The 24,028-nt window shown below is 55.0% G+C and carries 20 protein-coding genes; 9 read left to right on the top strand and 11 right to left on the bottom strand.

Annotated features, from left to right (window positions below):
• Positions 1-297: 297 nt before the first annotated feature.
• The 9 genes from CAUR_RS07655 to CAUR_RS07695 form a co-directional block, all read right to left on the bottom strand.
• Entirely contained in the window at positions 298-1,827 is a 1,530-nt protein-coding gene (locus tag CAUR_RS07655) for a flippase (protein ID WP_012257351.1), read from the bottom strand.
• A complete protein-coding gene (locus tag CAUR_RS07660) occupies positions 1,824-2,792 on the bottom strand; it encodes a glycosyltransferase family 2 protein (RefSeq protein ID WP_012257352.1) in 969 nt (322 codons plus the stop codon). The genes CAUR_RS07655 and CAUR_RS07660 overlap by 4 nt, the downstream gene beginning before the upstream one ends.
• A gap of 157 nt (positions 2,793-2,949) precedes the next feature.
• Positions 2,950-3,336 carry a response regulator gene (locus tag CAUR_RS07665; protein ID WP_012257353.1) on the bottom strand — a complete coding sequence of 129 codons (387 nt, stop codon included), beginning with the start codon at positions 3,334-3,336 and terminating at the stop codon, positions 2,950-2,952.
• A 5-nt stretch (positions 3,337-3,341) separates the two neighbouring features.
• Positions 3,342-3,782, bottom strand: coding sequence for an ATP-binding protein (locus CAUR_RS07670; protein WP_012257354.1), 441 nt, complete (start codon positions 3,780-3,782; stop codon positions 3,342-3,344).
• A complete protein-coding gene (locus tag CAUR_RS07675) occupies positions 3,779-5,302 on the bottom strand; it encodes a PP2C family protein-serine/threonine phosphatase (RefSeq protein WP_015909064.1) in 1,524 nt (507 codons plus the stop codon). Before CAUR_RS07675 ends, CAUR_RS07670 begins: the two co-directional genes overlap by 4 nt.
• Before the next feature lie 10 nt (positions 5,303-5,312).
• Positions 5,313-5,651: an STAS domain-containing protein gene (locus CAUR_RS07680; protein ID WP_012257356.1), complete on the bottom strand. Its 339-nt coding sequence runs from the start codon at positions 5,649-5,651 to the stop codon at positions 5,313-5,315.
• 57 nt (positions 5,652-5,708) lie between these two features.
• The gene (locus tag CAUR_RS07685) at positions 5,709-7,412 is read right to left on the bottom strand and encodes a sugar transferase (RefSeq protein ID WP_012257357.1); all 1,704 of its coding nucleotides are present in this window, start codon (positions 7,410-7,412) and stop codon (positions 5,709-5,711) included.
• Positions 7,413-7,416: 4 nt separating this feature from the next.
• Complete coding sequence (locus tag CAUR_RS07690; RefSeq protein WP_012257358.1) at positions 7,417-8,934, bottom strand: WecB/TagA/CpsF family glycosyltransferase; 1,518 nt, start codon at positions 8,932-8,934, stop codon at positions 7,417-7,419.
• Between the two features lie 14 nt (positions 8,935-8,948).
• On the bottom strand, positions 8,949-9,692 hold the full coding sequence (locus CAUR_RS07695; RefSeq protein WP_012257359.1) for an exopolysaccharide biosynthesis polyprenyl glycosylphosphotransferase: 744 nt from the start codon (positions 9,690-9,692) through the stop codon (positions 8,949-8,951).
• Positions 9,693-10,410: 718 nt separating this feature from the next.
• Between CAUR_RS07695 and CAUR_RS07700 the strand changes: the two genes are divergently transcribed.
• Positions 10,411-12,015, top strand: a complete 1,605-nt coding sequence (locus CAUR_RS07700) for an alpha-L-arabinofuranosidase (RefSeq protein WP_012257360.1) — start codon at positions 10,411-10,413, stop codon at positions 12,013-12,015.
• An 18-nt stretch (positions 12,016-12,033) separates the two neighbouring features.
• Positions 12,034-13,278 (top strand): hypothetical protein, encoded by a 1,245-nt coding sequence (locus CAUR_RS07705; RefSeq protein ID WP_012257361.1) that lies wholly within the window; start codon positions 12,034-12,036, stop codon positions 13,276-13,278.
• 152 nt (positions 13,279-13,430) lie between these two features.
• Here CAUR_RS07705 and CAUR_RS07710 read toward each other — a convergent pair whose 3' ends face one another.
• Positions 13,431-13,994: an acyltransferase gene (locus CAUR_RS07710; protein WP_012257362.1), complete on the bottom strand. Its 564-nt coding sequence runs from the start codon at positions 13,992-13,994 to the stop codon at positions 13,431-13,433.
• 310 nt (positions 13,995-14,304) lie between these two features.
• On the opposite strand from CAUR_RS07710, the gene CAUR_RS07715 reads away from it, so the two are divergent.
• The 5 genes from CAUR_RS07715 (at position 14,305) to CAUR_RS07730 (ending at position 18,825) form a co-directional block, all read left to right on the top strand.
• Positions 14,305-15,345 carry a GumC domain-containing protein gene (locus tag CAUR_RS07715; RefSeq protein ID WP_012257363.1) on the top strand — a complete coding sequence of 347 codons (1,041 nt, stop codon included), beginning with the start codon at positions 14,305-14,307 and terminating at the stop codon, positions 15,343-15,345.
• A gap of 68 nt (positions 15,346-15,413) precedes the next feature.
• Positions 15,414-16,196 carry a CpsD/CapB family tyrosine-protein kinase gene (locus CAUR_RS07720; protein ID WP_012257364.1) on the top strand — a complete coding sequence of 261 codons (783 nt, stop codon included), beginning with the start codon at positions 15,414-15,416 and terminating at the stop codon, positions 16,194-16,196.
• A 2-nt stretch (positions 16,197-16,198) separates the two neighbouring features.
• Entirely contained in the window at positions 16,199-16,342 is a 144-nt protein-coding gene (locus CAUR_RS20810; RefSeq protein ID WP_012257365.1) for a hypothetical protein, read from the top strand.
• A 34-nt stretch (positions 16,343-16,376) separates the two neighbouring features.
• Positions 16,377-17,912 (top strand): O-antigen ligase family protein, encoded by a 1,536-nt coding sequence (locus CAUR_RS07725; RefSeq protein ID WP_012257366.1) that lies wholly within the window; start codon positions 16,377-16,379, stop codon positions 17,910-17,912.
• Between the two features lie 106 nt (positions 17,913-18,018).
• On the top strand, positions 18,019-18,825 hold the full coding sequence (locus tag CAUR_RS07730; RefSeq protein ID WP_012257367.1) for a hypothetical protein: 807 nt from the start codon (positions 18,019-18,021) through the stop codon (positions 18,823-18,825).
• A gap of 1,457 nt (positions 18,826-20,282) precedes the next feature.
• On the opposite strand, the gene CAUR_RS07735 is transcribed toward CAUR_RS07730, so the two are convergent.
• On the bottom strand, positions 20,283-20,828 hold the full coding sequence (locus CAUR_RS07735; RefSeq protein ID WP_044233524.1) for a sigma-70 family RNA polymerase sigma factor: 546 nt from the start codon (positions 20,826-20,828) through the stop codon (positions 20,283-20,285).
• A 461-nt stretch (positions 20,829-21,289) separates the two neighbouring features.
• Between CAUR_RS07735 and CAUR_RS07740 the strand changes: the two genes are divergently transcribed.
• The gene (locus tag CAUR_RS07740) at positions 21,290-21,469 is read left to right on the top strand and encodes a hypothetical protein (RefSeq protein ID WP_015909066.1); all 180 of its coding nucleotides are present in this window, start codon (positions 21,290-21,292) and stop codon (positions 21,467-21,469) included.
• A 549-nt stretch (positions 21,470-22,018) separates the two neighbouring features.
• Positions 22,019-23,455, top strand: coding sequence for a transposase (locus tag CAUR_RS07745; protein WP_012257368.1), 1,437 nt, complete (start codon positions 22,019-22,021; stop codon positions 23,453-23,455).
• The last annotated feature ends 573 nt before the right edge of the window (positions 23,456-24,028 follow it).

Raw genomic sequence — 24,028 nt, forward strand, 5'->3', positions numbered from 1 at the left:
GCAGGCCAAGGCTGACTGCCAGGATGAACAGCACGACGTCGCGTAACACCCTGCAGCGTACATGCCTGAACGATGTGGGTAGAATCCAGTTCCCATCGACGCGCTACGTCACGCCTCAAGGCTGCAACTCAGGTAATACCTATCCTCTGTGTCCTCCGTGCCTCTGTGGTGACAAAGGTAGCAACCTGGGTTAATAATAATTGCCCGGTATCGTGTAAATGATACCGGGTGTTGGCATATGCGCGACTCACATGATCGCCCCGATGCTCTCTTAGTCTATCCAGGCGAGCTTCGGGATCACGGCTCAGGCTGCACCGCACGCAATTTCCCGCGCAGGAAGGGGATACGTTCAATCACCTTGCTCAGCGCGTCTTTGATGATCGTCATATCTTCGTCAGGCAATGCCCGCAGTGCCAGTACCAGCCCCACGTATACGACTGCCCCTAATGGTACACCGAGGAAGAAGAAGGTCGAGTCACGTAGCCACCAGATCGAGAGAACCATCCCTACCCCGGCCATGCTCGTGAGTAATCCTGCTCGCCAGTTTTGGGCATTGAGCGTGCCTCTCGGCAGCAGCTTTATTGCGGCAATCAAGATGCCTAATTCAGTCACCGTGTAGGCCAGTGCGCCACCCAAAGCGCCGTTCCCAAACACCTGATCGGTCCAGGGCACCAGCACAAAATCCAACGGCAACGTCGCCACCGTCGCTGCGATCATGATCACATTGAGTGCCGCAGTTCGCTCGGCAGCAATCAACAACTGGCTCAGGACGGTGTTCAGGTAGGTGCAGATCAAGACCAGGCCTAACACCGCCAGCACCACCCCGGTTGGACGAAATGCTTCGCCGTAGAGTAATAGCGCAATCGGTTCGGCCAGCGCCAGCAATCCCAGACCGATGGGTATACTCAATGCCAGCATTATGTTAAAAATCGGACGGGCCGCCATCGTTAGATGTTCTTGGCCGGCGGCAAACCGGCGGGTTAAAGTTGGAAAGATCACCGTCCCAATTGCCACCGGAAAGAACATTAATGTACCGAACAGATTGACAGCAGTGCCATACCAGCCAACAGCTTCGGTCGAAGCAAACATGGCGATGAAGAGCCGATCAATCTGTTGATACACCATGAGCGTTAGTGCTGTCACCAGATATTGTTTCGAATCGAGCAGCATTTGCTTTGCTGCTCGCAGATCAACTCGCCACTGTGGTCGGTGTTGGCGAAAGAGGAAAAATGCGTCGCCGAGGAAAGCAACTACGGCTGCCAGCACATTCGCCCAGCCGATCCAAATTACATTAAAGCCGGCAAAAAGCAAGCCAAGGCTGACGACCGTCAGCACAATCTTGCTTGCCACCGTCACCAGCGATACATAATGCGTCTGCTCCAGACCGTTCAGGGTTGCAATCAGCCCACCACTCAACACCGAGAAGAGGGTCATGAGACCAATGATCCAGATCAGTGCCGTCTGGGTCGGATCGGCAGAGACGGCGGCCAGATCATAGCCAAAGACGGCCAGACAACCGAGAAGCCACAGAGCGGTGCGTACCAGCAGACTGGTTGTTACCAGGGTACCGGTACGATGGGGTTCACGGGCCACCGCCTTTGTGAGGTAGGTGTCCATGCCAAAGGTGATCAACACACCGACGATCATCCAGATCGAGAGGGCAATAGAGAGCTGACCGATTGCCAGCGGTCCCAGAATACGAGGCTGAAAAATGGCCACCAGGAACGCCATTGCCCACGTCAGCAATTGTGCTGCCATCATTGCGCTGGCATTACGGGCCAGCCGGGCGCCACTGATCGGCGCCGGCGAGGTTGCATGGCTACTCACGGTAAAACTCCCCTGTGTGATGGGTCGGCACCAGCCACCCGATCTGGTGCGATGTAGCAACACGTTTCAGGATTGATTTGGTAGTTCAGGCTTTTGCGTAAGCCAACGAAGGGGTAATAAAGCTGATCGAGGCCCAACAGCACTTTATCCCGGCGATGCCACTTGATAATTCCCGAAGCAATCTGGCGCAATCCCTGACTAAACAACCATTCGGCCAGGATCACAATGCCACCTGTATCGCCGCAGCGCAAATATTTGCCGGCAACTGCGCCGGCACCAATGCCGTAGGCGCGAAAGCTGCGTCGTGCACCTTGCCAGCTTTGCCAGTGGTGATGATAGGCGATTGCCTCTGGGGTGAAGACGATTCGTCCACCAGCCTTCAATGCTCGATACCCCAGGTCGCGCTCTTCCCAGGCACCCAGCGGCGCGCCGGCGCCGATCAATTCATCAAAGCCACCGAGTCGTTCAAAGGCATCACGGCAAGCACCCATGTTATGGCCATGACCGAACGCTAAATTGAAGCGATTGTGCTGAAAAACATGACGGGAACCATTGCACGTTCCCAGCACCAGTTCATCGGCACCCTCTTGATGCGGCCCCGGTAAAACAGCCCCGAATGCCAGCCAGGTCTGCGGATCGTGTAGCTCTGCAACCAGGGCGCCAATCCAGTTCGGATCGAGCACGCAGTCATCATTCGTAAACAGAATGTACGGCGTATTCCCCATTGCTACGCCGGCATTACGGGTCGCCGAAATGCCACGCACGGGTCGCCGCACATACCGGATACGCTCATCAGACTCGGCATGGGAACGTACACATTGTTCGGTTCGATCATCTTCGCTCTGATCAAGCACCCACAGGATGAATTGCGAATAGGTACTCCGCCGTAAGCTGGCAATAGTGGCATCAATCGCTGCCCCTCGCCCATACGTTGAGATCACGACATCTACGGTTGTCGTATTCATAACATTGCTGCCCGCCTGATCTAACCGCCGTTGACGGCAGCAGTGTACGGCTACAAGTTAACACTTTGCTGAAATGAGGGCTAGTCGTAGTTAACGAGACCGTCACCTGCGCTACAAAGCATCCGTTTGCTGGTTCACCATTCGGGTCAGCCCGTGTTTATGCAGTGCGCCGAAGTGCCTCGCCGCGGAGTTGCCGCTCTACTTCGTGAATCAGATCGTCCGAGTCGACCGGTTTGGTGAGGAAGGCGTTGACTCCAACGCCGGCTGCTTTTACTGCATCCCGCTCTTCAACACTACCGGTAACGATAATGACCGGTATACCACTAAAGCGTTCATTGGCGCGCATTTCACGTACCAGCTCAATGCCATCCATCCGCGGCATCGTCAAATCGGTGACTACCAGATCGACGGCATACGTATCCAGGTGACGTAAAGCCTGGACACCATCGATAGCGGTAACCACTGTATAACCGTACTGTTCGAGGACAAAACTCATCAGCCGATGGCTGGGAACGTAATCATCAACTATCATAATTGTCGTCATAACGTTTATCTCCCCGATACCAGATACTTCACCAAATGCCAGTAGTTACCATCCGCACGCGATGTATATGCAACGTGATCCATCAAGTGACGGATTAAGAAGAGGCCATAGCCATGAATTTGGGCTTCGACCAGATTGGGTTGTGGTACCAGCTCCGGATCAAACGAATCACCCGTATCATGCAACTCAATCTCCAGGCGAGCCGGCTGTGGATGCAAGACGAGTGTCACTCTGATCCGATCCTCACCGTTTTGCCGATTGTGATAGGCATGGCTAACGATGTTTGTGCAGACTTCGTGGGCTGCGAGCTGTATATTGTATACCAGCGTTTCATTGACTGCATCTACCTGTCGGAGCAACTCTGCAATTGTTTCGCTCAGGAGATGCAAATAGGCATACCGGGCCGGCAGATCGAGCCGGATCACTTCCTTGTGTTGCAGGCTCACAGCGCCGCTCCTTTGATTACGATGATTGTCTGATCATCATCCTGGGGATGACCGGCACTAAACCGATCAACCACGCTAAATAAACCATCGGCAATTGCCCGTGCCGGTTGTTCGGCCAGCTCATCGACAGCCGCTAACAGACGATCAATCCCAAACAGTTCATCATCGGCATTGCGGGCATCGCTAAAGCCATCGGTGGCAACAATCAGCAGATCACCCGGCCTCATCGCCAGATAACGGTTTTGAAAGTTGTTCACCGGCAGTACACCAACTGCTGTGTGGTCGGCTAACAGCAACTCTGCCTTACCGTGGCATGGCCGGTAGATGACCGGGGCATGACCGGCATTGGTATACATAATTTCACGATTGCTGTGGTCATACTGACCAACAAAGATAGTTGCAAAGACGCCGATCCGGGTAAAATCGTTGTACAGATCTTCACTGGATTGCCGCATCACCGATGCCGGCGTCGGCGATGGCATAAATTGCGCTTTGCTATGCAGGGCGGTGCGGGTCATCGACATGAGCAAAGCGGCAGAGACCCCTTTGCCACTTACGTCGCCAATCGTGAAGATGAAGGGGTGATTGGGGATGTTGATAAAATCGAAGAAATCACCCCCCACCTGGAGTGCGGGCCGCGAATATGCGTAAATGTCCAGACCGGCTACTTCCGGTAATGTGCGGGGCAAGAGATCGGTCTGGACACGCCGGGCCAGATCCATCTCACTGCGTAGTCTGGCCTGCTCAACCATTTCCTGGTACAGGAGAATCCGCTCAATTTGCGCGCTAGCCTGATCGGTAATCGCACGGCCTAATTTTAGCTCCGGTGTGCCAAAGCCTTCGGCACGATCAATAATCCCCAGGCTCGCCATCATCATGCCGCGCACCCGTATTGGCAGCAGCAGTAAGTTGTGAACGCCGGGTGGTCGTCGCAAATCGCCATCATCTTCTCTGAGCAGCAGTGGCCGATCTTCTGTCTGTAGTTGCCAATACAGGCGCCAGATGACCTCGTTGTTCAAGCCGCAGGCTGAAGATTGCACGACAATCGGTTCACCACCATTGGCAGCAACATACGTTGCAAACCCGGCTCGCCCTTTGAGCATGCGAAGTGCTTCATTGACGACGGCCTGGAGCGTTTCACGAATGGTTACCAGATCGCGCATGGCCTGGGTTAATCGATACAACGCCAGTTGCTGATCCTGACTGGTAACCAGATCGGCGGTCATGCATTGCAGTTCATGCTCAAGCTGGACGATATAGCTAATCAGCCCCGCCTCTGCCTGTAACCGCTGCCGTGCTGCCTCGTCGCGTAAGCCGGTCAGTCGCAGTTCACCGATGACTTCATCGTAGCGATAGATAGCCGCTGTCAGATCAGGCGGGAGCATACGCTGACCTGCCGGCCAATAGGCCAATGGACGCCCCTGTTCGTAAACGCCAAACGTTTGTGCTCCCTGCGCTAACCAGGCCTCGGCCATGGCCTGAAAGCGTGTATACTGCGAGCTGAGCAACGAGACGAGCATGGAAGTTCTCTCAGGCATTCAAAACGGACAGTGCATGATCGGCATCAACAAAAATAGTGAACGCTTTGTCGAGTCTGGTCAGTTCAAATATCATTAACACGGGCCGTCGCAGACCACACAGCGCAAATTCGCCTTGTCCCTGCTGGCAACGCTTCAATGCCGAAACCAGGGTTGCCAGAGCGGTTGAGTCAACAAACGTCGTTTCGCTCAGATCAACCAGTACCCGTGCCCCAGGTGCGCCTGTCGCCTGTTCCAGCCACTGTTGGACCGGTGGTACTGTATTGGCATCAAGTCGGCCTGTAATGGCAAGGACTGCCACATTCCCGACCATCCGTGGCTTCATTTCCATAGTCTAAATCCTCCTTAAGTAGCGCAAACTGCCGGTTAGTGACGGCGACAAACTGACCTATCGGTTAGGTGGCAGGGTCAGATCGGGTGTCAATGACGATCTGACAGTCTGATGCGCCTTTGTTACCCGGCGTAGCCAGGCAACCGGGGTCCGAACCAACAGGTCAAGGTCTCTTCGCCACGAGCGTGTCGCGCTATAGTATACATCGGCAATAATCACTGTATCGAGATCATCGGATGAAGCCTGAACATACCACAAACCGGTCACTCCAGGCGGCACATCGTGCCGTCGCTGCTGCCACTCTTCGTTTAACAGCGCTGCCTCATTTGGTGTCAGGGGTTTGACGCCGACCAGTTGCAAGTCGCCACGCAGGACACTTAAGAGTTCTGGTAAACGATGCAATTCATACGTTTCCAGCCATCTACCAAACCAGCGGTAGCGCCCGTCTGCGTGGCGCGTGTGCCAGCGCCAGAGTGTGAAAGGCCGCAGAGTCATGTGACCATCAGGCAAGATAATTCGTTCACCAATCCGTGCGACCCCCACCAGTGGTCGTCCACCACTCCCCAGAGCAGCCAGGATACCCGTCAGTAAAAACAATGGGCTGAGCAGGATCAAGAGCAGAAGCGCAGCGAGCCGATTCAGGAAACTGGCAAATCGCCCAACGCTAGCGGTCACTGCTGAAACCCGCCCGATGAGAAAGGCGTCGACAATTGCCGTCTGCTCACCGGTATCCGGGTCTACAATCATCCCAGGATAGACAATCCGTTGATTGAGATTGACCAGTTGTCCCACGTAGGTGTCGCTCCACACAATACTGGCCGTGACGGTGGCTTCATCATCGACCATACAACCGCTACCGATGACCGTTCCCGTGCCGAGTTCAGCCTCACGCCCGATCCAGCAGTTGTCGCCAATGTACAGGGGGGGCGCAATCCGTACACTCGGATGGATCGAATCGTTACGCCCAACCCAGATGCCTGGGGCAATTTTGCGTCCGCTGAGCGAAGGGTAGCGAACCGTGTCCGCAGGTCCGTCGGTGAGGTTGGGATCAAGTGCTCGATAGGCGCTGTAGAGGAAGACCTGTTGAGCTGCGTAATAGTCGGTCAGTGTCGTGAGCGGATTCCAGTAACCGCTGAAGGTAAAATTCTGTACCGGTGTTTGCCCGGCAATCAAGCGCGGTAGCAGATCGGTGGCGATAACACAACGACTGCGCAGCGGGATGTGTTCAATCAGCGCCGGCTCAACAATATACGCTCCGGTAAGGGCAACGACATCAGCCCCGGTTGGTGTTTCGAGCACGGCACCGATCTGACCATCAGCCGCGACCACGGCATATGGTGTGGCCTGATGCGGGTGAGGTTGATGGGTAATCGCCGTCAGCAGTGCTCCCTGCCGCTGGTGATGATCAAGCGCTGCTTCTATCGCAACATCAATAATCGCGTTTCCCGGAATGACCAGACAGGTCTCGTGAATAAGGGGCGCTGCCCAGCGCAGCGCACCGCCATCTGCCCACGCTTCGTTCAGTGAAACGTACTCGATATCAACACCCCAACGTCTGCCACTACCGAACACCGCAGTAATGGGAGCACTCTGTTCGTGGAGCGCAATCAGAATACGTTTGATACCGGCGCGGGCCAGAATTTCAATCGTGGTCGCCATCACCGGGCGGTCAACAATCGGTAATAACACATCAGGTGCAACGTCGGTTAAGGGGGCCAACCGACGCTCTTCAGCCGTAGCAATGATGAAAGCAATAGTCATCGGTTCAGGCTCCTTCAGTGGCTACAGAGGTGTCAGGCAAAGGTGCCGTTGTTGCCGCCGTGACATCTGGAAAGATGTGTAAGACCTGATCGAGGCGTACCAGTTGCAGTGTCCGCAGCACATCGTGTGAACAACCGGCAAGGCGGAGGGCGCTGTTGTGCTCGCGGGCAAGTCGGTCGAGTTTGACCAGCGCAGCCATGCCGGCACTGGCCATAAAGGTCGTACCACTGCAATCGATAATCAGACGTTCGCCTTGATCAAGTTTTGCGCTGGCTTCGTTCAGGAAGGTGGTTGCGGTTGCCGCATCAAACAGGCGCGGTGCAGATATAATCGTCCAGCCGTGCGTTGTGGTTGACGATGCCGGCAGGGGGTGTTGTTCCTGAGTGATCCGGTCTGCGATGGCCGACAAATCAGGAAAGCGCTCAAAGAAGCGATCCAGTTTGAGCAAGTCGAGAATGCGGAGAATTGGTTCCTGCACGTTAAGCAGGAACAGATCGCCGCCTTTAGCGCGCGCCTGCTTGGCCAGAGCAACCAGGGCGCCAAGTGCTGAACTGTCGAGAAATTGGGTCTGGCTCAGGTCGAGAATGAGATAATGCTGTTCACCCAACAGTCGGTACGCTTCCTGTCTGAATGACTCCAGGTTATTAACGTCAAGGCGATGCCCGACAGTCAGCACCGGCCACGGTATTGGTGGGGCTGCCGGCTCGATTGGTGGCGGCACCTGCGCTGGTTCCGGGTTGGGCACCATACTCAGGGCACTTCCCCGTTGCATTGCCCACCACTGCCGGAAAAAGAAATACCCGAAGTAGACAAAATCGTGAACATATCGCTTCCACAAGCGGCGAGGTTCCTGGACGAGTCGGTACACCCATTCCAGCCCACTGCGTTGCATCCACAGCGGGGCGCGTTTGGTAACGCCAACGATCATGTCAAACGTACCACCAACACCAATGGCAATTGGTACCCGCAGATCATGGGCGTACATGCGAATCCACTTCTCTTGTTTCGGGTTACCGAAAGCCACCAGCAAAATATCTGGTTGGGCAGCCTTCACCGTCTCGACAATCGAGCGATCCATTTCCAGGACTGAGCGGGGGGGTGGCGACAGAACACCGGCGACTTTAAGTCCGGGATACCGCTCTTGCAAGATAGCTGCTGCTTTTGCCGCTACGCCTTCCCGCGCACCCAGAAAGAAGATCGAATAACCGCGCTGGGCTGCCCGTTCAGCCAGTGCCGGCACCATATCGGCCCCGGTGACGCGCCCCGGCAGTGGCCCTCCCAATAGCCTTGATGCCCAGACCAGCGGCATCCCATCGGCAGTCGCCATATCCGCCTCTTGCAAGATACGCCGTAGTTCGGGATCGTGCAGCGCATTGACCACAAAATCGGCGTTGACCGTCGCAATCTGATGGAGACGACCGGTTGCCCGACCTTCCGCGATAAACTCATCGCAGCGATCAAGCGCCTCAGCCATGGTCAAGTTATCAATCGGCACACCCAGAATAACGAGCAGTTTGCGCATGGTGTTCTTCCCGGTCAGTAAGCACCTCGTCCCAGCAGAACCGCCGGAATGGTGCGTAACAGAATTTCAATATCCTTCCAGATGCTTTGCTCGGCAATATATTGCAAATCCAGCTCAACCCAACGCTTAAAGTCGAGATCGCTTCGCCCTGACACCTGTTGCAAACCGGTGATGCCAGGAATGGCGTGCAGGCGCCCGATCTGCTCATAGGTATATTTCGCGACTTCGCTCGGTAAGGCAGGGCGTGGCCCAACCAGACTCATCTCGCCTTTCAGTACGTTAAAGAGTTGTGGCAATTCGTCGATACTGAGCTTCCGGATCACCCGACCGACTCGGGTTACACGCGGGTCGCGCTTCATCTTGAATACCGGGCCATCGGCTTCATTTTTGGCCTGCAATTCGCGCAGCCGTTGCTCGGCATCAACGTACATCGAGCGGAATTTATAACAATAGAAATGTTCGCCATCTTTGCCGACACGCACCTGTTTGAAGATCACCGGTCCCGGTGACTCGAGTTTGATTAACAGTGCTGTCATCAGCATGATTGGCGACGTCAAAATAATCGCAATCACCGCAACCGTCACATCCAACACTCGCTTAAGACGTGAGAGCAGTTTGGTACGAATCACCCACCACGATAAGGCCAGTCGCAAACGCTGATTGGCGCGGGTGCGCTGAAAACGACGCTCGGCAAAGATGGTGAGCATGCGCTCTGTCTTATTATCAAGATGGTGCGATTTCGGTTTGACAACGTTCATAGCAGGGTACCTCACTCGTTTCGTGACCACTCTCACTATACCCCATCGAACGAACAAATTCCTTACAACGATTGAGTTATCAGTGAAGAATATGTCACTCGTAACACGCCATCACTGCCAGAGCTGCCTGTATCCTATGCTGAAGTGTATACATCTATAGTACTATGCAATTCGTACAAATGCAGTCTATATGACGAAGATTGTAGCCAGGCTATCAGTAGAAAACCAGGACCTCATTACACGTCTCTATCGGGTGCGTTGCGCGGGGCATTCCCTCTCCCGGTCGGGTTTGCACAAGCTACAGGGTATGTAGCGATGGTTAAACAACGCTCACGATCACCCCGTAGTTTACGATGAAACGTCGTAGTAATGTATGGATCGTCGCTTCTAAACCTTTTCAAAGGTCTGTCGTGAAACAACTTCTCTCCTCACCCCTTTTTCAGTGCTTTTTCTCTTTATCGAAAGATCCTCCAGGCTGGTTGTCTATCCACCAAGCATGCAAACTGTCATTATCGAACCTTACCGTTTCTTCATAAAACATTGTTCAAATATGGTCATTATTGCCCTGTTGTCGCATTACAATGCTATCTGGTCTACGTATATACCACTCAACCTCTAACCATTCGTTTGTCAGATTACTGTGGCACTGTATATATAGTCAGTGTATTATCGCTGTTACGCTCATTCCGGTTATCGTTGTAGTCAGATGGAGTTCTTCATGACATTCCTGTGTCGTTTCTATACGATGATTCTGGTGTTCATTTTGGCAGGGTGCAACGCTCCTGTTGCCACGCCTGGATCAACCACGACGCCGGTTGCTGCACCGACGGCAGTCCTACCGACCACGGCAGCTCCTACGTTACCGGCTGCAACCTCCATCAGTAACGTACCCACAATTGTGATCGATCCAACCACTGCGCAACCTTTTGATCGCCGGTTGCTGGGCACCAACGTCCCGGCGTGGTTGAGTCCTTACCGGCTGAACGACGAGACGTTTATTCAACGTACTGCCGATCTTGGACTGAGTCTGTTACGCATGCCAGGAGGAAGCTGGAGTAATGGCTATGCCTGGGCAGCCTGTGAAACCGGTGGTGAAGAGTGTTACTGGCCGTGGGCGGCCAAACCATCCGATTTTCTGCGCTTTGCCCGTGCAGTGAATGCTGACATCATCTGGACAGTCTCGATCAATGGTTCAGCGCAAGAGGCAGCGGCACTGGTTGCCTTCTTCAATGGCACCGTTGATGACCAGCGACCGATAGGGGTTGACGCTCGTGGCCGCGACTGGCAGACCGTCGGTTATTGGGCCAGGTTGCGCGCCGAGACCGGTAGCACCGACCCTTTCCCGGTACGGTATTGGGAAGTCGGTAATGAGGTGTACGGGGCAAAGGGCGAGGTTGGTCCAAATTGCTCTGAATGGGGGTGGGAAGACGTCTGGACATGCGATCCCGATGAATATCTGCGCGGCAAAACGGTCAATGGTATCGCTTATGATGGCTATCTGGCTTTCTACGACGCGATGAAAGCGGTTGATCCAACCATTCAGATTGGTGCCGTTGGCGTTGAAAAGCCTGATGAGTGGAGCGATTGGGGGAATCGGGTGATTGCTGGTGCCGGTGATAAGCTCGATTTTTATGTGGTGCATTACTATCCATACTTTCAGCCCCCAGAGAATCCGCGTGGTGCCCTCCAACAACCGCAACGAAGCTGGTCAACTATTATGACCGAACTTAACAACGCCTTTGAGCGCCATCTGGGGCGACGGGTGCCAGTAGCGGTCACTGAATACAATCTGATCGCCTTCCAGGACCTCGATAACGCTCAGTTGATGCGGCGGGGAGTTAATCTGCTCTTCATTGCCGATACGATTGGGCAGATGGCAACGCATGGCGTGGTGATAGCCAATCAGTGGGATTTAGCCAATGGACGTGCTGCCAACGACACCGATTACGGTCTTCTCCACGCCGATACCTTCGAGCCGCATCCTCAATATTACGCTCTGCTGATCTGGCGCGATTTCGGCGATGAGATGCTCTCTGTTCAGACAACATTTGATCCGGCGACAACGTTAAGTGTTTATGCCGGACGACACGCCGATGGAACACTGACACTACTGGCGATCAACAAAACCGACCAGCCACTTGTTGCGGCCATTGGCTTACCCGAAGCTGAATGGCAGGTGAAAGCCACCACCGTGAGCGCCAGCGATCTGTTAGCCGAGACCGTATCTGTCAATCGTGACGAAGCACCAACTGCCCATACTCCGGATCGTGTCTATACGTTTGCTCCATATGCGGTGACCTTCTTAACCTTTACCAGTCCATAATGCAGGAGGGAGGATCATATGCGACAACCGTTTATGGCGATCACAATCATCATATTATTGTGGGGTAATTCTATCGCTACCCAACCGGCCAGCGCCGCAATTCACAACATCGGCTCCGGTGGTTGTCCGGTCAACACCGTAGTGGGTGGAAACAACCTGGTACAGAACGGTGATTTTGCTCAGGGCGCGAGTGGTTTTAGCTCGGCACTCACCAATCGAGGTAATGGTGTCTACCCGGATGACACTGGCGGGGGTGGTTTTTCGATCCAGAATGGCAGTGTTGTATATCCTCCCTTTGAGAGTAATCCTTACCTCTTTGGCCGCCCTTTCCCAGGTGATGTGCAACGCGACGTGCCGCCGAGTAACACCTATTTTTATTCAAACCCCAGTGCTGCAAACTACAGTGCCGGCAATGGTCGGGTAAATCTGTGGACACAGGTAGTGAGTGTGGCGCCAAACACTACTTACAACTTCTTTGCCTACTTCGATAACCTGCTCGATCCGGTGAAGAGTGCTAACGGTACTGCTGATCCGATTATTGAGCTGCGTGTCAATAACACCTCGGTCGGCACAACCGTTGTACCAAAAATCCCAGATCGTTGGGTGCCGATACAATTTGCCTTCACCACCGGAACCGGTGTCACCAGCCTCACGCTCCAGATCGATAGCCTGACCAACAACACGTTTGGCGATGATTTTGCGATGACCCAGATCAATTTGAAGCAGTGTGTGAGTGGTGTAGGCGCTGCCAAGTACGCCTTTCCACCCCAGGTCGCGCAGCATCATGGTGAGGATGGGTATCGGTTGGAGTATCTGATCACAATCCGCAATTTGGGAGCTGATCCGGTCAGTAACCTGCAGGCCATAGATGATCTGGCCGCGGTTTTCGCCGATGCTGAGGCATGGGTAGTGATGGTCCTGGAAAATGTGAACGAGAGCGGTTTTGTACCATTAACGGTGAACCCGAACTTCAATGGTCAGACAGACAAACAACTGCTGGCACCTGGTCAGAGTCTGGCTGCCGGTCTCACTGCCCGCTTACGCCTGATCGTTTGGGTGCAACCCCCTGAGGGGCCAGTTGTGTTCGCTAATCAGGTGCAGCTTACAGCCGTTTCGGGAAATGTGATCGTGACCGACACGTCTAACCCTGGCCTCGATCCCGATCCTAATGGCAACGGCGACCCAAAGGAAGTGAATGAGAGTGGCACAACGGTGACAATCTTTACGCCGTATCAGTACTTTTTGCCGACAGTGCTGCGCTGAAAGCTGTCCTAAACCTCTGTGCCCTCTGTGTCGCTGTGGTGCAACAAGCCACTATCAAGACACGAGGGGCACAGTGGGATGGCGGTTAACAAGGGTGTCGGTGGTATTCTGAACCGTTCCGGCTGAGCGTGTCGCGACTTTGTACAATCTACTCACTCATCAAGCTGACGAATTGGCTTAGCCGGAACACCACCAACCAGCGTATTGGGCGGTACCGACCGATTCACGACACTACCGGCAGCGACGATACTACCGGCACCAATTCGCACACCGGGGAGGATTAGAGCGCGGGCACCGATCCATGCTCCGTTCTCGATCACAACCGGCGCTTTAGTTAGCGAACCGGCTCGATGTGCAGCACTACTGATCTGATGTGACGTGGTGAGAATCATGACTTCATGCCCAAGACTTACGTAATCGGCAATAGTAATGTGATCATTCAAATCGAAGAAACAATCGGTGTTGATGAAACAGTGTGATCCGATCTGAAGCCTGTTGTGGATTCCCCCAAAGCCGTGAAGCCTGAGTGGTCCAACGATAACGGTACCGTAACCAATCCGAAAACCGGCCAGCCTTAGCAGCACCGGACGCAGCCGTGAAGCGGTATAGCGTGGCAGTAGGTGGATCAGCCATCCGGCAAGCCAGAGTCGTGGTTGGGCAGCTCCTAACTCCTCGCCTAATACACGTAATACTTTCTGATAGATACGCTCTTTCATGAATGTATCCTCAAAGCAGCGATACCATTCAGTTCTATTGTGCCAGATTGGTTCGTCTTGTGCTATAAGATACGTCATGTCTGAAGAAACTGTTAACTATCTCCTGCCCAATTGCCATCCGCAACATAGCAGTCACTGGCCGGTTACCATCCGATATTGATGCAACATTCTGCAAATCACGAATGGCAACGGATCGTCTACTGAATGAACAATTAACAAACTGCTATTCACACAACACGAGATGATAGTTGGTATGATGTAGGCAGCATCTACAGAACGACAGATGCTGTCCTTGTAAGGAGAAGGTTGCATGGTACGGTTGATCGTTCTACGACTATTGGAAAGCTTCTTCCGCCGACCTTTGTTCAGTCTGGCACCGTTTGTGCTCGCACTGTTGATCGGTGTCGGATACATTTTGTTCTCACCGCCTGAATATCTCTCAAGTGGAAAGATTTATGTCGAAAAGGAGAGCCTGCTGGCGTCCTTAACCTCATCAAATAGTGATGTCTCATGGTGGGTAACTCCAGCTCAGGCAACCTCGAATGAGATTTACGAGTTGCTGGCGACGAACACCTTCGTTCGTTCAGCGATCCAGCAAACCAAGCTCGAACCTCTAATGGCCGGTGGACCAGATGTCGTCTGGGAGACGTTTACCTTCTTCCGTGAAACTATTAGTGTGAATACACTCGGTGATAAGCTGGTTGAAATTCGCGCTACCACCGATGATCCAGAGCTTTCGTATCAGATGGTTGTCGCAACGATGGACACCTATCTGAAATGGAAGATGAACAACGATTTTCAGGAAAGCATTGCGGCGCAAAAGTTCTTTGAAGAGCTGATTGCGCCGTATCAGGCCGATGTTGACGCTGCTCGCCAGGCATTGATCGATTTTCTCAGTGCGAACCCGGAACCGGTACGCGGCGAGCGGCCGCCCGGTGAGCAATTCCAGCTCGATCAGTTGCAGGCAGCGCTGGCCCGTGCCGAAGAACGGTTGAGTGCCGCCCAGGAGAACGAGGAGAGCGCTCGTCTGGCGCTGGTGAAAAACGAGAGTTTGATCCGTCAGACCTACCAGATTATCGACCAGCCTGAGATTCCATTGCGTGCCGAATTTTCCATCACCGGCTTCATCAGGAATATGGTGATATTCGTGGCGATAGGTGTCTTCCTGTCGGCCAGTCTGATCGGCGGTGGTGCGTTGCTGGATCGCAGTCTCCGCTTTCCCGTTGATGTGCAAAACGGCCTTGGAGTACCATTGCTGGCACTGGTGCCATTCAGCAAGGAAGTGTCAGTTCCTGCATCTACCACAGCACCGGTAGAAGCTGAACAACCTTCACTCCAACCACAAGTGTGATCCTGCTGTAGATGATGAGGAATAACCGTTTGCCATCATCCTAATATATTCTGATATGAGGCAATGCCATGTTTGGATTTCGGAAGAAACCGACCAGTGTAGCAGAGAGTGAACTCCCTTTGACCATTGAGGTGGTCGGTGAGAACCTGCGCCGTTCTTTTGCCGGATCGCAGGTTGATCAGATCCGACGCATGCTGACCGATTTGCTGGTCGAACAGCGTCTCCCCAGCCGTGTCGGGTTTACCTCAGCACTGCGCGGTGAAGGTGTCAGTTACATTACGCTGGCCAGTGCGGCTACGCTGGCTCACGATACCGGTAAACGAGTATGCGTTTTGGAACTCAACTGGCTACATCCGGGGCTGCTGAGTAATCTTAATCCACCCCCACCAGTCAGTAAGCGTGACCGTCGTCAGGCAGCGGAATCAGTGTCACGCTCATTACCACCACGTCCTGGTGTTGCTGAGGTGTTGCGTGGGCAGGCATCACTGGCAGAGACATTATTGCCAACCAACTATGCCGGCCTGTTTCTCCTGCCGGCCGGTTCAACAACTGCCGATCAGCGACCGCTCCTGGCCCGCAGTCCTGAATTACGGATGCTATTGGAAACGCTCGATGCCCAATTTGATTACATCTTGTTTGATATACCAGCGGTACTCGAAACAAGCGATACGTTGGCCCTCGTGGCGCTCACTTCTGCCTGCGCCCTGGTGGTTCGTCACGGTGTGACACCAATCACCGAGGTTAAGCGTGCTCTAAATGACATTAAACACGTACCGATTCTTGGTGTTATTCTTAACCAGGCGCAGATTGCAACCCCGCGCTGGATACATCGCCTGATCCCACAGGAGTAGGTATGACGTTCTTTGTAGGGTTTCTGGTATTGTGTCTGCTCATTGGTGCGCTCACTCCTAACTGGCGGATGCGTTATCTGGTGCTTGTGATGATGGGACTGAGCGCAGTAGTGGTTGCTGCCTACTACTTTCTCAACCTGATTTGACCGGTGAGCAATCTGCGTATCCGGTGAATACTTTATGCTTGATCTACTTGTTCCACGCTATCCCGATGTGATGACGATTGCCCGCCGCAATGAGCGGCGCTGGTGGATACTATTCCTGGTGGTTTGTGTACTCACCGGCGTGATTGTGGTGTTACTGCGTCGTCGGATGAGTCCTGAGTCAGTACTTGCTTTTCTGATCTTTGGCGGTGTCCTGATTGCCACTGCAATTCAGCCCCGTTTTGGTGTATATGCCATTTTAGGGCTGACGCTCTTTGGTGATCGCTCGCTCCACCCCTGGTACCCCTTTACGAAAAATCTGTCGAGTCCCGAGTCGATTATGTATGTCTCCGACTCGTTCTCACTTAGCCCCCAGGAGCTGGCAATCGTCTGGACACTTGTAGTCTGGCTGGTGCGAGCAGCGACAGAACGGCGCCTACGCATCCATTTTGGGCCTCTCTTTTGGCCGGCAGCGATTTTTCTGGTGTTTAACGCTATCGGATTGGTGTATGGTCTGGCCAATGGCGGGAATCGGGTGATAGCACTGTGGGAGGTTCGATCCATCTTCTATCTTCCCCTGATGTTGTTGCTGGCCGGTAATTTAATTGAAACCCGTGCTCACTTGAATACCCTGTTCTGGGTGGCGACAATTGCTCTGTTTGCGAAGGGGGTCGCCGGCGTCTGGTACGTCCACGATGTGTTGAAGTGGGATCTGGCAGGGGTGGAACGTATCGCCGAACATGCCATGTCGATCCATTTCAACTTCTTCTTCGTGCTGTTGGTTGCAGCATGGCTCTATCGCGATAGCGCGACCCGTCGTTTCTCGATGACTTTAATGGCACCGTTTGTGCTCTTCAGCCTGGTTGCCAACTTTCGCCGGGCCGGATTTCTCACCCTTGGCATGGCGCTCGGTCTGATAGTGCTGCTCCTCTACATCGAGAACCGACGCCTCTTCTTCATCATTGCCCCAACCGGTGCGGTGAGTTTGCTGGCGTACCTGATCGTTTTCTGGAATAATCAAGGGCCAATCGGCATTCTGGCCCGGGCTGTTCGCTCGGTTATTGGCCAACCCAGTGCCCGCGATGCGGCATCGAATGTGTACCGTGATTTAGAGAATATCAACATTATGTTTAATATTCGCATGTCGCCACTCACGGGTATTGGATTTGGTAATAAATTTCACATGATCGTCCCCCTCCCCGATATTAGTGTCTTCGAGTGGTGGGAATATATCACCCATAACTCAATTATGTGGGTCTGGATGAAGATTGGGGTGATTGGGTTTTACGGCCTCATCCTTCTATTAGCATTGACGATGCTCTACGGTGCCCGCATGGTGCGCCTGATGCCATACGGTCAATTGCGCGTCTTTGCTCTGACGGCCACCCTCTACATCTTTACCCACTTTGTCTACGCCTATGTCGATATGTCCTGGGAAAACGGTAGTATGGTCTTTGTAGGCACGATGATGGGAGTGATTAACGCCTTGCCACAAATTGCCACAGAGAAACCTCTCCCGGTTCGCCCCTGGCGAGTGTTTTCATCCCAACCGGTAACGAATAATACCGCCTGATGCCGATAATCGGCGAGAGCGGTATACTGCACGTGACAATGAAGATGAATTCGTGCTGGCAGGTTGCCGGTTTCGGCAGCAATGCCACCTGGAGAGTGAGGATTGTATGCACGTGCGGCTTGCCATTCTACTCTGCCTGATCGTTGTCCTGGCCGGCTGTGGCCGCCGTTTAAGCGTTGATACAGTACCTACAGGTTTTCCTACTCCAACAGTGGCGCCCTTTTTTCTGGAGCGCCCGACGGCAACTCCCTTCATTCCACCACCTACGCGCACCCCCTTCCCTACCCGACCACCGGTAACACCGGTGACGGAAGCTGGAGGTTCACAGGCGAGTGCGATCAGCAGCTTGCAGGTTCTGCCAGTGTACCGTGATGCGCTGAGCACCGGCTGGAGTATTACCAATAGTGCGTTACTGGGAAGTCTTACCCTCACGCAGACGAATGTGGTCGCGCTTGGTCAGTATGCGATTGCGGTGACACCCAGTGAGAGTACTGGTATTCTCTTCTTCACAATTACCCCGGACAGCGGCATCGAGCTACGCCGTGATCAGGTAGCGGCTTTGCGATTGAGGCTGAGCGGTGGTGATACGCCAATTGCCAATGATGGGATGACGATTTCGGTGGTGGGAAGCAATCGCGTACCCTACTGGGAACCCAATGACAATTCGGTAAGTCTGGAGGGGAGAGTGACCGATAGCACAGAACCACTCTTTCCGGAGACCAGGCTCTATTTTTTGGGTTTGAATCGGGCCATTGCACCCGGTGAGTGGGCTGAGATTTATGTCTGGCTGGATGATTTGATCTATGAACCTGAATATACGTATGTCACCGGTTTTTACCTCAAGACGAGTAGTGATCTGGTGACAAAATACTACGTCGATCAGGTTGAATGGCTGATACGTGACCAGCCATAATCCGACAGAGCCTGTTATGAATGTTGCACTATAAACCTGATGAAACTATTGAACTACGGCAGAAGTAGGGTTCATCCATACGTGCTGCTCGCCCTTCGACCTTCATGCCTGGAATTCAGAGATACAAGGAGCTACAGAATATATTCCCGTGACCATCACACTATCTGTAGCGCTCCTTAGATGCTATTACGAACTTTGGAACTTGAATCTCCTTAAACCCTCTCTGCACCATCGTGCCGGGCAAGATGGCGAGGGCGTTGTCTGGATCGACCCTTCAAATCGTCGCTGAAGTATCTAACTCAACCCCCCTTAAACCCTCTCTGCACCATCGTGCCGGGCAAGATGGCGAGGGTGTTGTCTGGATCGACCCTTTAAACCGTCGCTGAAGTATCAAAGCGGCCAGCACTTTGCACATATTATTCCAGAGCGCAACGCTACCCCTCCCTAGCGAACACAGATGAGCCGATCACCAAACAGTGCCTGTAACTTCTTGGTACCACGCTGACCGGGTTTCAGTTTGAGGCGAGTGCGCATTGCAGGCTCCAGCAAACGTCTATGACAGGGCACGGTCTTAGGATACAGAGGTAGGGTTACAACGTTGCTACCAAAAGGTTAAAACAGAGGCGTGGTGGTTTGGTCAGGTATGCACCGATGCTAGAAGTGCTATACCCTGTCCTCGAAAGCTGTTGCGTTGCAGAACCCACAGAGTGGTCTTAAGCCCGTGATACCTGTTGCAGATTTACGGTCATCACAGAAGTGAGGGAACCGACAGGGATAGGTGGGTGGCGGGGTGCGTTATTGGCGGGGTGCAATTAGGCGGCGGGTTGACCCCCTGCCTCAATGTGTGCAAGCCCCTGCGGGGCTAGCCCGGCAGCGGGGAGTGGGACCGGGCGAGAGCAGCGGGGGTTATCTCGGCGGGGTGCAGGGGCGGCGGATTGAACCCCTGTCTCAATGCATGCAAGCCCCTGCGGGGCTGACCCGGCGGCGGGGAGAGATGTGGCCGTACTGGAGGAGACAGCGGGCAGATCAATCGGTGGGTTAAAAACCTGCCTCCCTTTGAGGACGACTCTCTGGAACTGACCTGGCGGTAGGGGTATTCCTCGCGTGCTTCTGCATCGCTCTATCCCTCTTTCCTGTATGTACCGACATTAGGGGTGAACAGAAATACGAACTACTATCACTTCTCCTGCACCAGGCAGCCTGAAACCAGACTTCTGTTCTTCCCTCGCCCGTAGCACGGGCGAGGGGGTAAAGTTAGGGTGTTCAGGGGGAGCATCAAGCCCTCTCGCTTGTCTGCCCGTGCACGTTCTGCCCACTTGTGAACCGCAACGACAGGGTGGGGTGCACGCCAGGGCACTGCACTCCCTGGTTGTCAGCAGTGGTTCCTTACCCATACTGCCGCATCCCTCCACGTTCGTCGGCCATGCCGCCGGGGACGGTCGCGCACGGACTCGCGCTCACGCCATCGGTGGTGTCAGCGTGCTAGAGTCGGTGCTCAGCACCTGCATCTGTTTGCGCAGCGCCAGGACAGCCCGATAGAGGAGGGTCTTCGTCGCCTCCTGGCTGCGTCCCAGTTGATGGGCTATGTCGGGCAGGGCGAGCTGATACTGATAGCGCAAGAGGAGGACTTGCCGGTACTGGTCTGGCAGTCGCTGCAACGCCACGTACAGGGTCTGCCGATCGCTTTCCGCAATGAAGCGACTGTCCAGGTCAGATGATGTATCGGTCACCGTTGTGCCGGTGAGGGGTACCGTGCGCTGGGGATGACGCAGGACGTCGACGACCAGGTCACGCGCCACGCGGAAGAGCCAGGCGCCTACCGGGACACCACGGTCTTCAAAGGTGGGGGCACGTTCGAGCGGGCGGGCAAAGACCTCGTGATGCAGGTCGAAGGCCAGCTCAGGATCACCCAGGCGCCGCAGGATGGACGCATAGAGCCGACGAGCGTAGGTGGTGTATAGCCACTCGATGACGTGCGGATCCCGGGCACGCAGCCCAACGATGAGGTCGTGGTGGGTTGGGGGGCATACAAACCTCCGTGAGTGCTAAGCAACGATGATGGCTGATACGACAGAGTATAGGGAAATAGTGGGGGTATTTGGTAAAAAATTTGCATCACTTTGGTTGGGGCCTGGTGGAAAGACGCTTTGCAGAACTATGGGTTGAATCCTTGCCGCAGATACTCACCGCTCGGTACAGCTTTCGGAGCTGTTGGTTAGCGGCGAACGGGGAGTTCACACCCTACCGCACGATGTGGCAGGTCGACAGGGTTGAGGCTTTGTGCGATGGGGCTTGGTGTCGATAGTACGAGTGGGCATATTATGGTGTCACGTACACGTACAGTGTGGTTGTGCTCAGAGGAAGAACCTGAACAGATTGGTCCACGTGGGTGTACCTTTTTGGTTCATATTCCGGTTATATATGTACCAGCCCATGTTCTTGATCTTCAGACGAGGAAGACACCATGAAGCAGAACCTGTGCATTGTGCGTTTGCTCACGCCACCTGCCCCACCACCAGACACTTCGGATCAGCAAGGATGGTGGGCAGAGGAACAACTTGATCAAGATGAACGGGTGGCAGCTTCAGTGCCGTTCTGGCATCCGAAAGCGATCCGGCGTGCACTACGACTTCCAATAGTGTGAAAAATCTTCGGCGGGATAGAATTTTGCTTAATCTCCACAGGCTCCATAAGGGCAAAATTGAGAGACCAGAATTCATCCGACTAAGCCGGCGGGTTGAAAACCCTATCTCACTTCTGGCAAGTTCCTGCAAAGCTCGATGGTAGTAGCGACAGAGTGCACCTTTGCCTGTCACTCGGCAAACTTCGCATCGTTCAAGTTGGTAAACCAGAGCCTGTATGGCAACCGACGGGCCAGAGTGGAAACGATGGTGTAGGATCGCATCAGTGCAGCGAATGGAGGTATGCTAGAACCTATTTCACAAAACATCTACTAGAAGTTACCCCATTCATTGCCGACCGACTCCACAAATTGTGACGAGCACACCCTGTATCCCTGTGACCAGCAGGGCGTACTGAGTGTCAGGGGCCGGATCGTGAGCACGGCTGGTGCGGCAGCCATGCTGCCGCCCTGGACTTTGGCCCTTTCTGGGAGGGACGTGCCATGCGGGTACCAGCATGGTATATGGTATCCTATACGGTTATGACCATGACGAGCAGCCAGGAGGCACCCATGCCCAGGAAGCAGGCCCCTCCCCCCCAGGCACCTGTCTCGATGTTCCTCGCCACCCTGATGCCGATCATCGCGGCCCACCGCCCGGCGTTTCGTCAGGAGCGAACCTTCCGGCGGGCGGTGGCGCTGCTGGTTGGCGCGCTGGTTGCCTTTGCCAGGCACACCGTCACCCAGGTGCTGCTCGCGCTCGGTATGCACGACATGGACCCGACGGCGTGCTCCCGCCTGTTACGTCGGTCACGGTTCGACGAGGCAACCCTGAACGAGTGTCTCGTTCGTGAGACGCTGAAGCGGTGTTCCACGCACGATCCCGCTGTGATCGGGATTGACAGCACCCAGATTCCGCGGCGCAGGCTGACCTTTCCTGGTAGGAGCTGGCTGCGTGCACGCCACACCGCCGTGTTCCAGCGTGGCATCCACCGTGCCCACCGGTGTGTCCACTGCGCCTGGCTGCCACCGCGGGTGAAGGGGTTCACGCGGGCGATCCCGCTGCGCTTCCTGCCGGCGTTGCCGCCCACGGCTGCGCCGGCGGACGCACGCTCGGCGAAAGAATGGGAGGTTGGGTTGGCGTGCATCAGATGGATGCGGCAGCAGCGCACGGCGGCCGGCCGCGCTGCGCGGTGGGTGGTGGTGCTGGCTGATGGCGCGTGTGCCACCGTGGGGATGTGGCGCGGGGTGCCGGCGCAGGTGGCGCTGATCGTGCGTACCGCCCGCAATCGCTGTCGGTCGCTGCCGCCGCCGCCGACGGGCCGCGGTCGGCCGCGGCGGTACGGGAAGCGTGCCCCGCAGCCCGCGAGCTGGCTCGCAACGCAGGAGCTGTTCCGGCGGAAACGAGTGCTGGTGCGGGGGCGACGGATCGCGATGCGCTATCAGGTCCACGGGCCATACCTGTGCGACGGGGTGCCTGACCACGCGGTCTTCCTGATCGTGCTTGGCGGGGCGACCTGGCAGCGGGTGAAGCGCCGTCCGCGCCTGGGACGGCGTGAGCCGGCCTGCTCGCTGATCACGGCGGTGACAACGGACACGGACTGGGTGGTACCCCTGTCCGTCGGGCAGATCCTGGCCTGGGTTTGGCAGTGCTGGGAACGGGAGGTTGCTCAGCGCGAGCTGAACGCTGGCGTTGGGGTCGGTCAGAACCAGTGCTGGAACCAGCGGTCAGCGGTGGTCAGTGGGCCGTGGCGTGGCTGGGTCTACGCGGTGCTGGTGCTGGCTGGCTATCGCACGTGGGGATGGATCTGCGGCCCCACCCGACCAGAACGCTGGTGGCGGGGCGCACAGCGGTGGAGGTTCACCACCCGGTGGTGCAGCTACCGGGCTGCCCTGTGGGGCACGGCAGCATGTCGGTCGCTCTGGACGACGTCCGCGGACGATTGGCTGAACAAAGAGCACACGATCATCGCCCTGACCAACGCCGCACGCGCGGCGGCCAGGGCGTAGGGGGGGCTAGCGGCCTTCTACCCCCCCCCAAACGACCCATCCACCAGCACGCAACCGAGAGTCGCCAGCATCTGCTCCCGACTCTCGTCATCCCTCCTGCGTCCACGAAACAGCCAACCTCCAGTGCGGCAGCCATGCTGCCGCACTCCAAACGCTGCGACACACGCACGGCGAACGGGTAAGGCACCCAATCCAACGAGTGATGACCCTGGCGTCAGTCATCAACCCTTCTCTCCGCCATACCGGCAGCCTGGAAGCAGGATAGACTATCGTTCGTTGGCATTGGCAAGCGTTCATGCGCCTGGGTAATGGTCGGGTAGCACGGCAGTACAGCTTCTATGAAATACGTTCGGCTCATGTTCAAAAGTAGTGCATCCTAACCAACTGAGTGATGCACCCAGGAGCGATTCGTTTCTCATTGATACGAACCTCGCATATTGCCACAGACACAGCCAGATACGTTTTATGCACGCCACGAAACGGGCGCAGAAAATTGCGCACCTTTGTCCAAAGTCCTTCGCAGGTATTCACGTGTACCTCGTGTTTCCCATCACCATCGTCATCACGTGCCCA

The organism is Chloroflexus aurantiacus J-10-fl (assembly GCF_000018865.1).
GTDB lineage: Bacteria > Chloroflexota > Chloroflexia > Chloroflexales > Chloroflexaceae > Chloroflexus > Chloroflexus aurantiacus.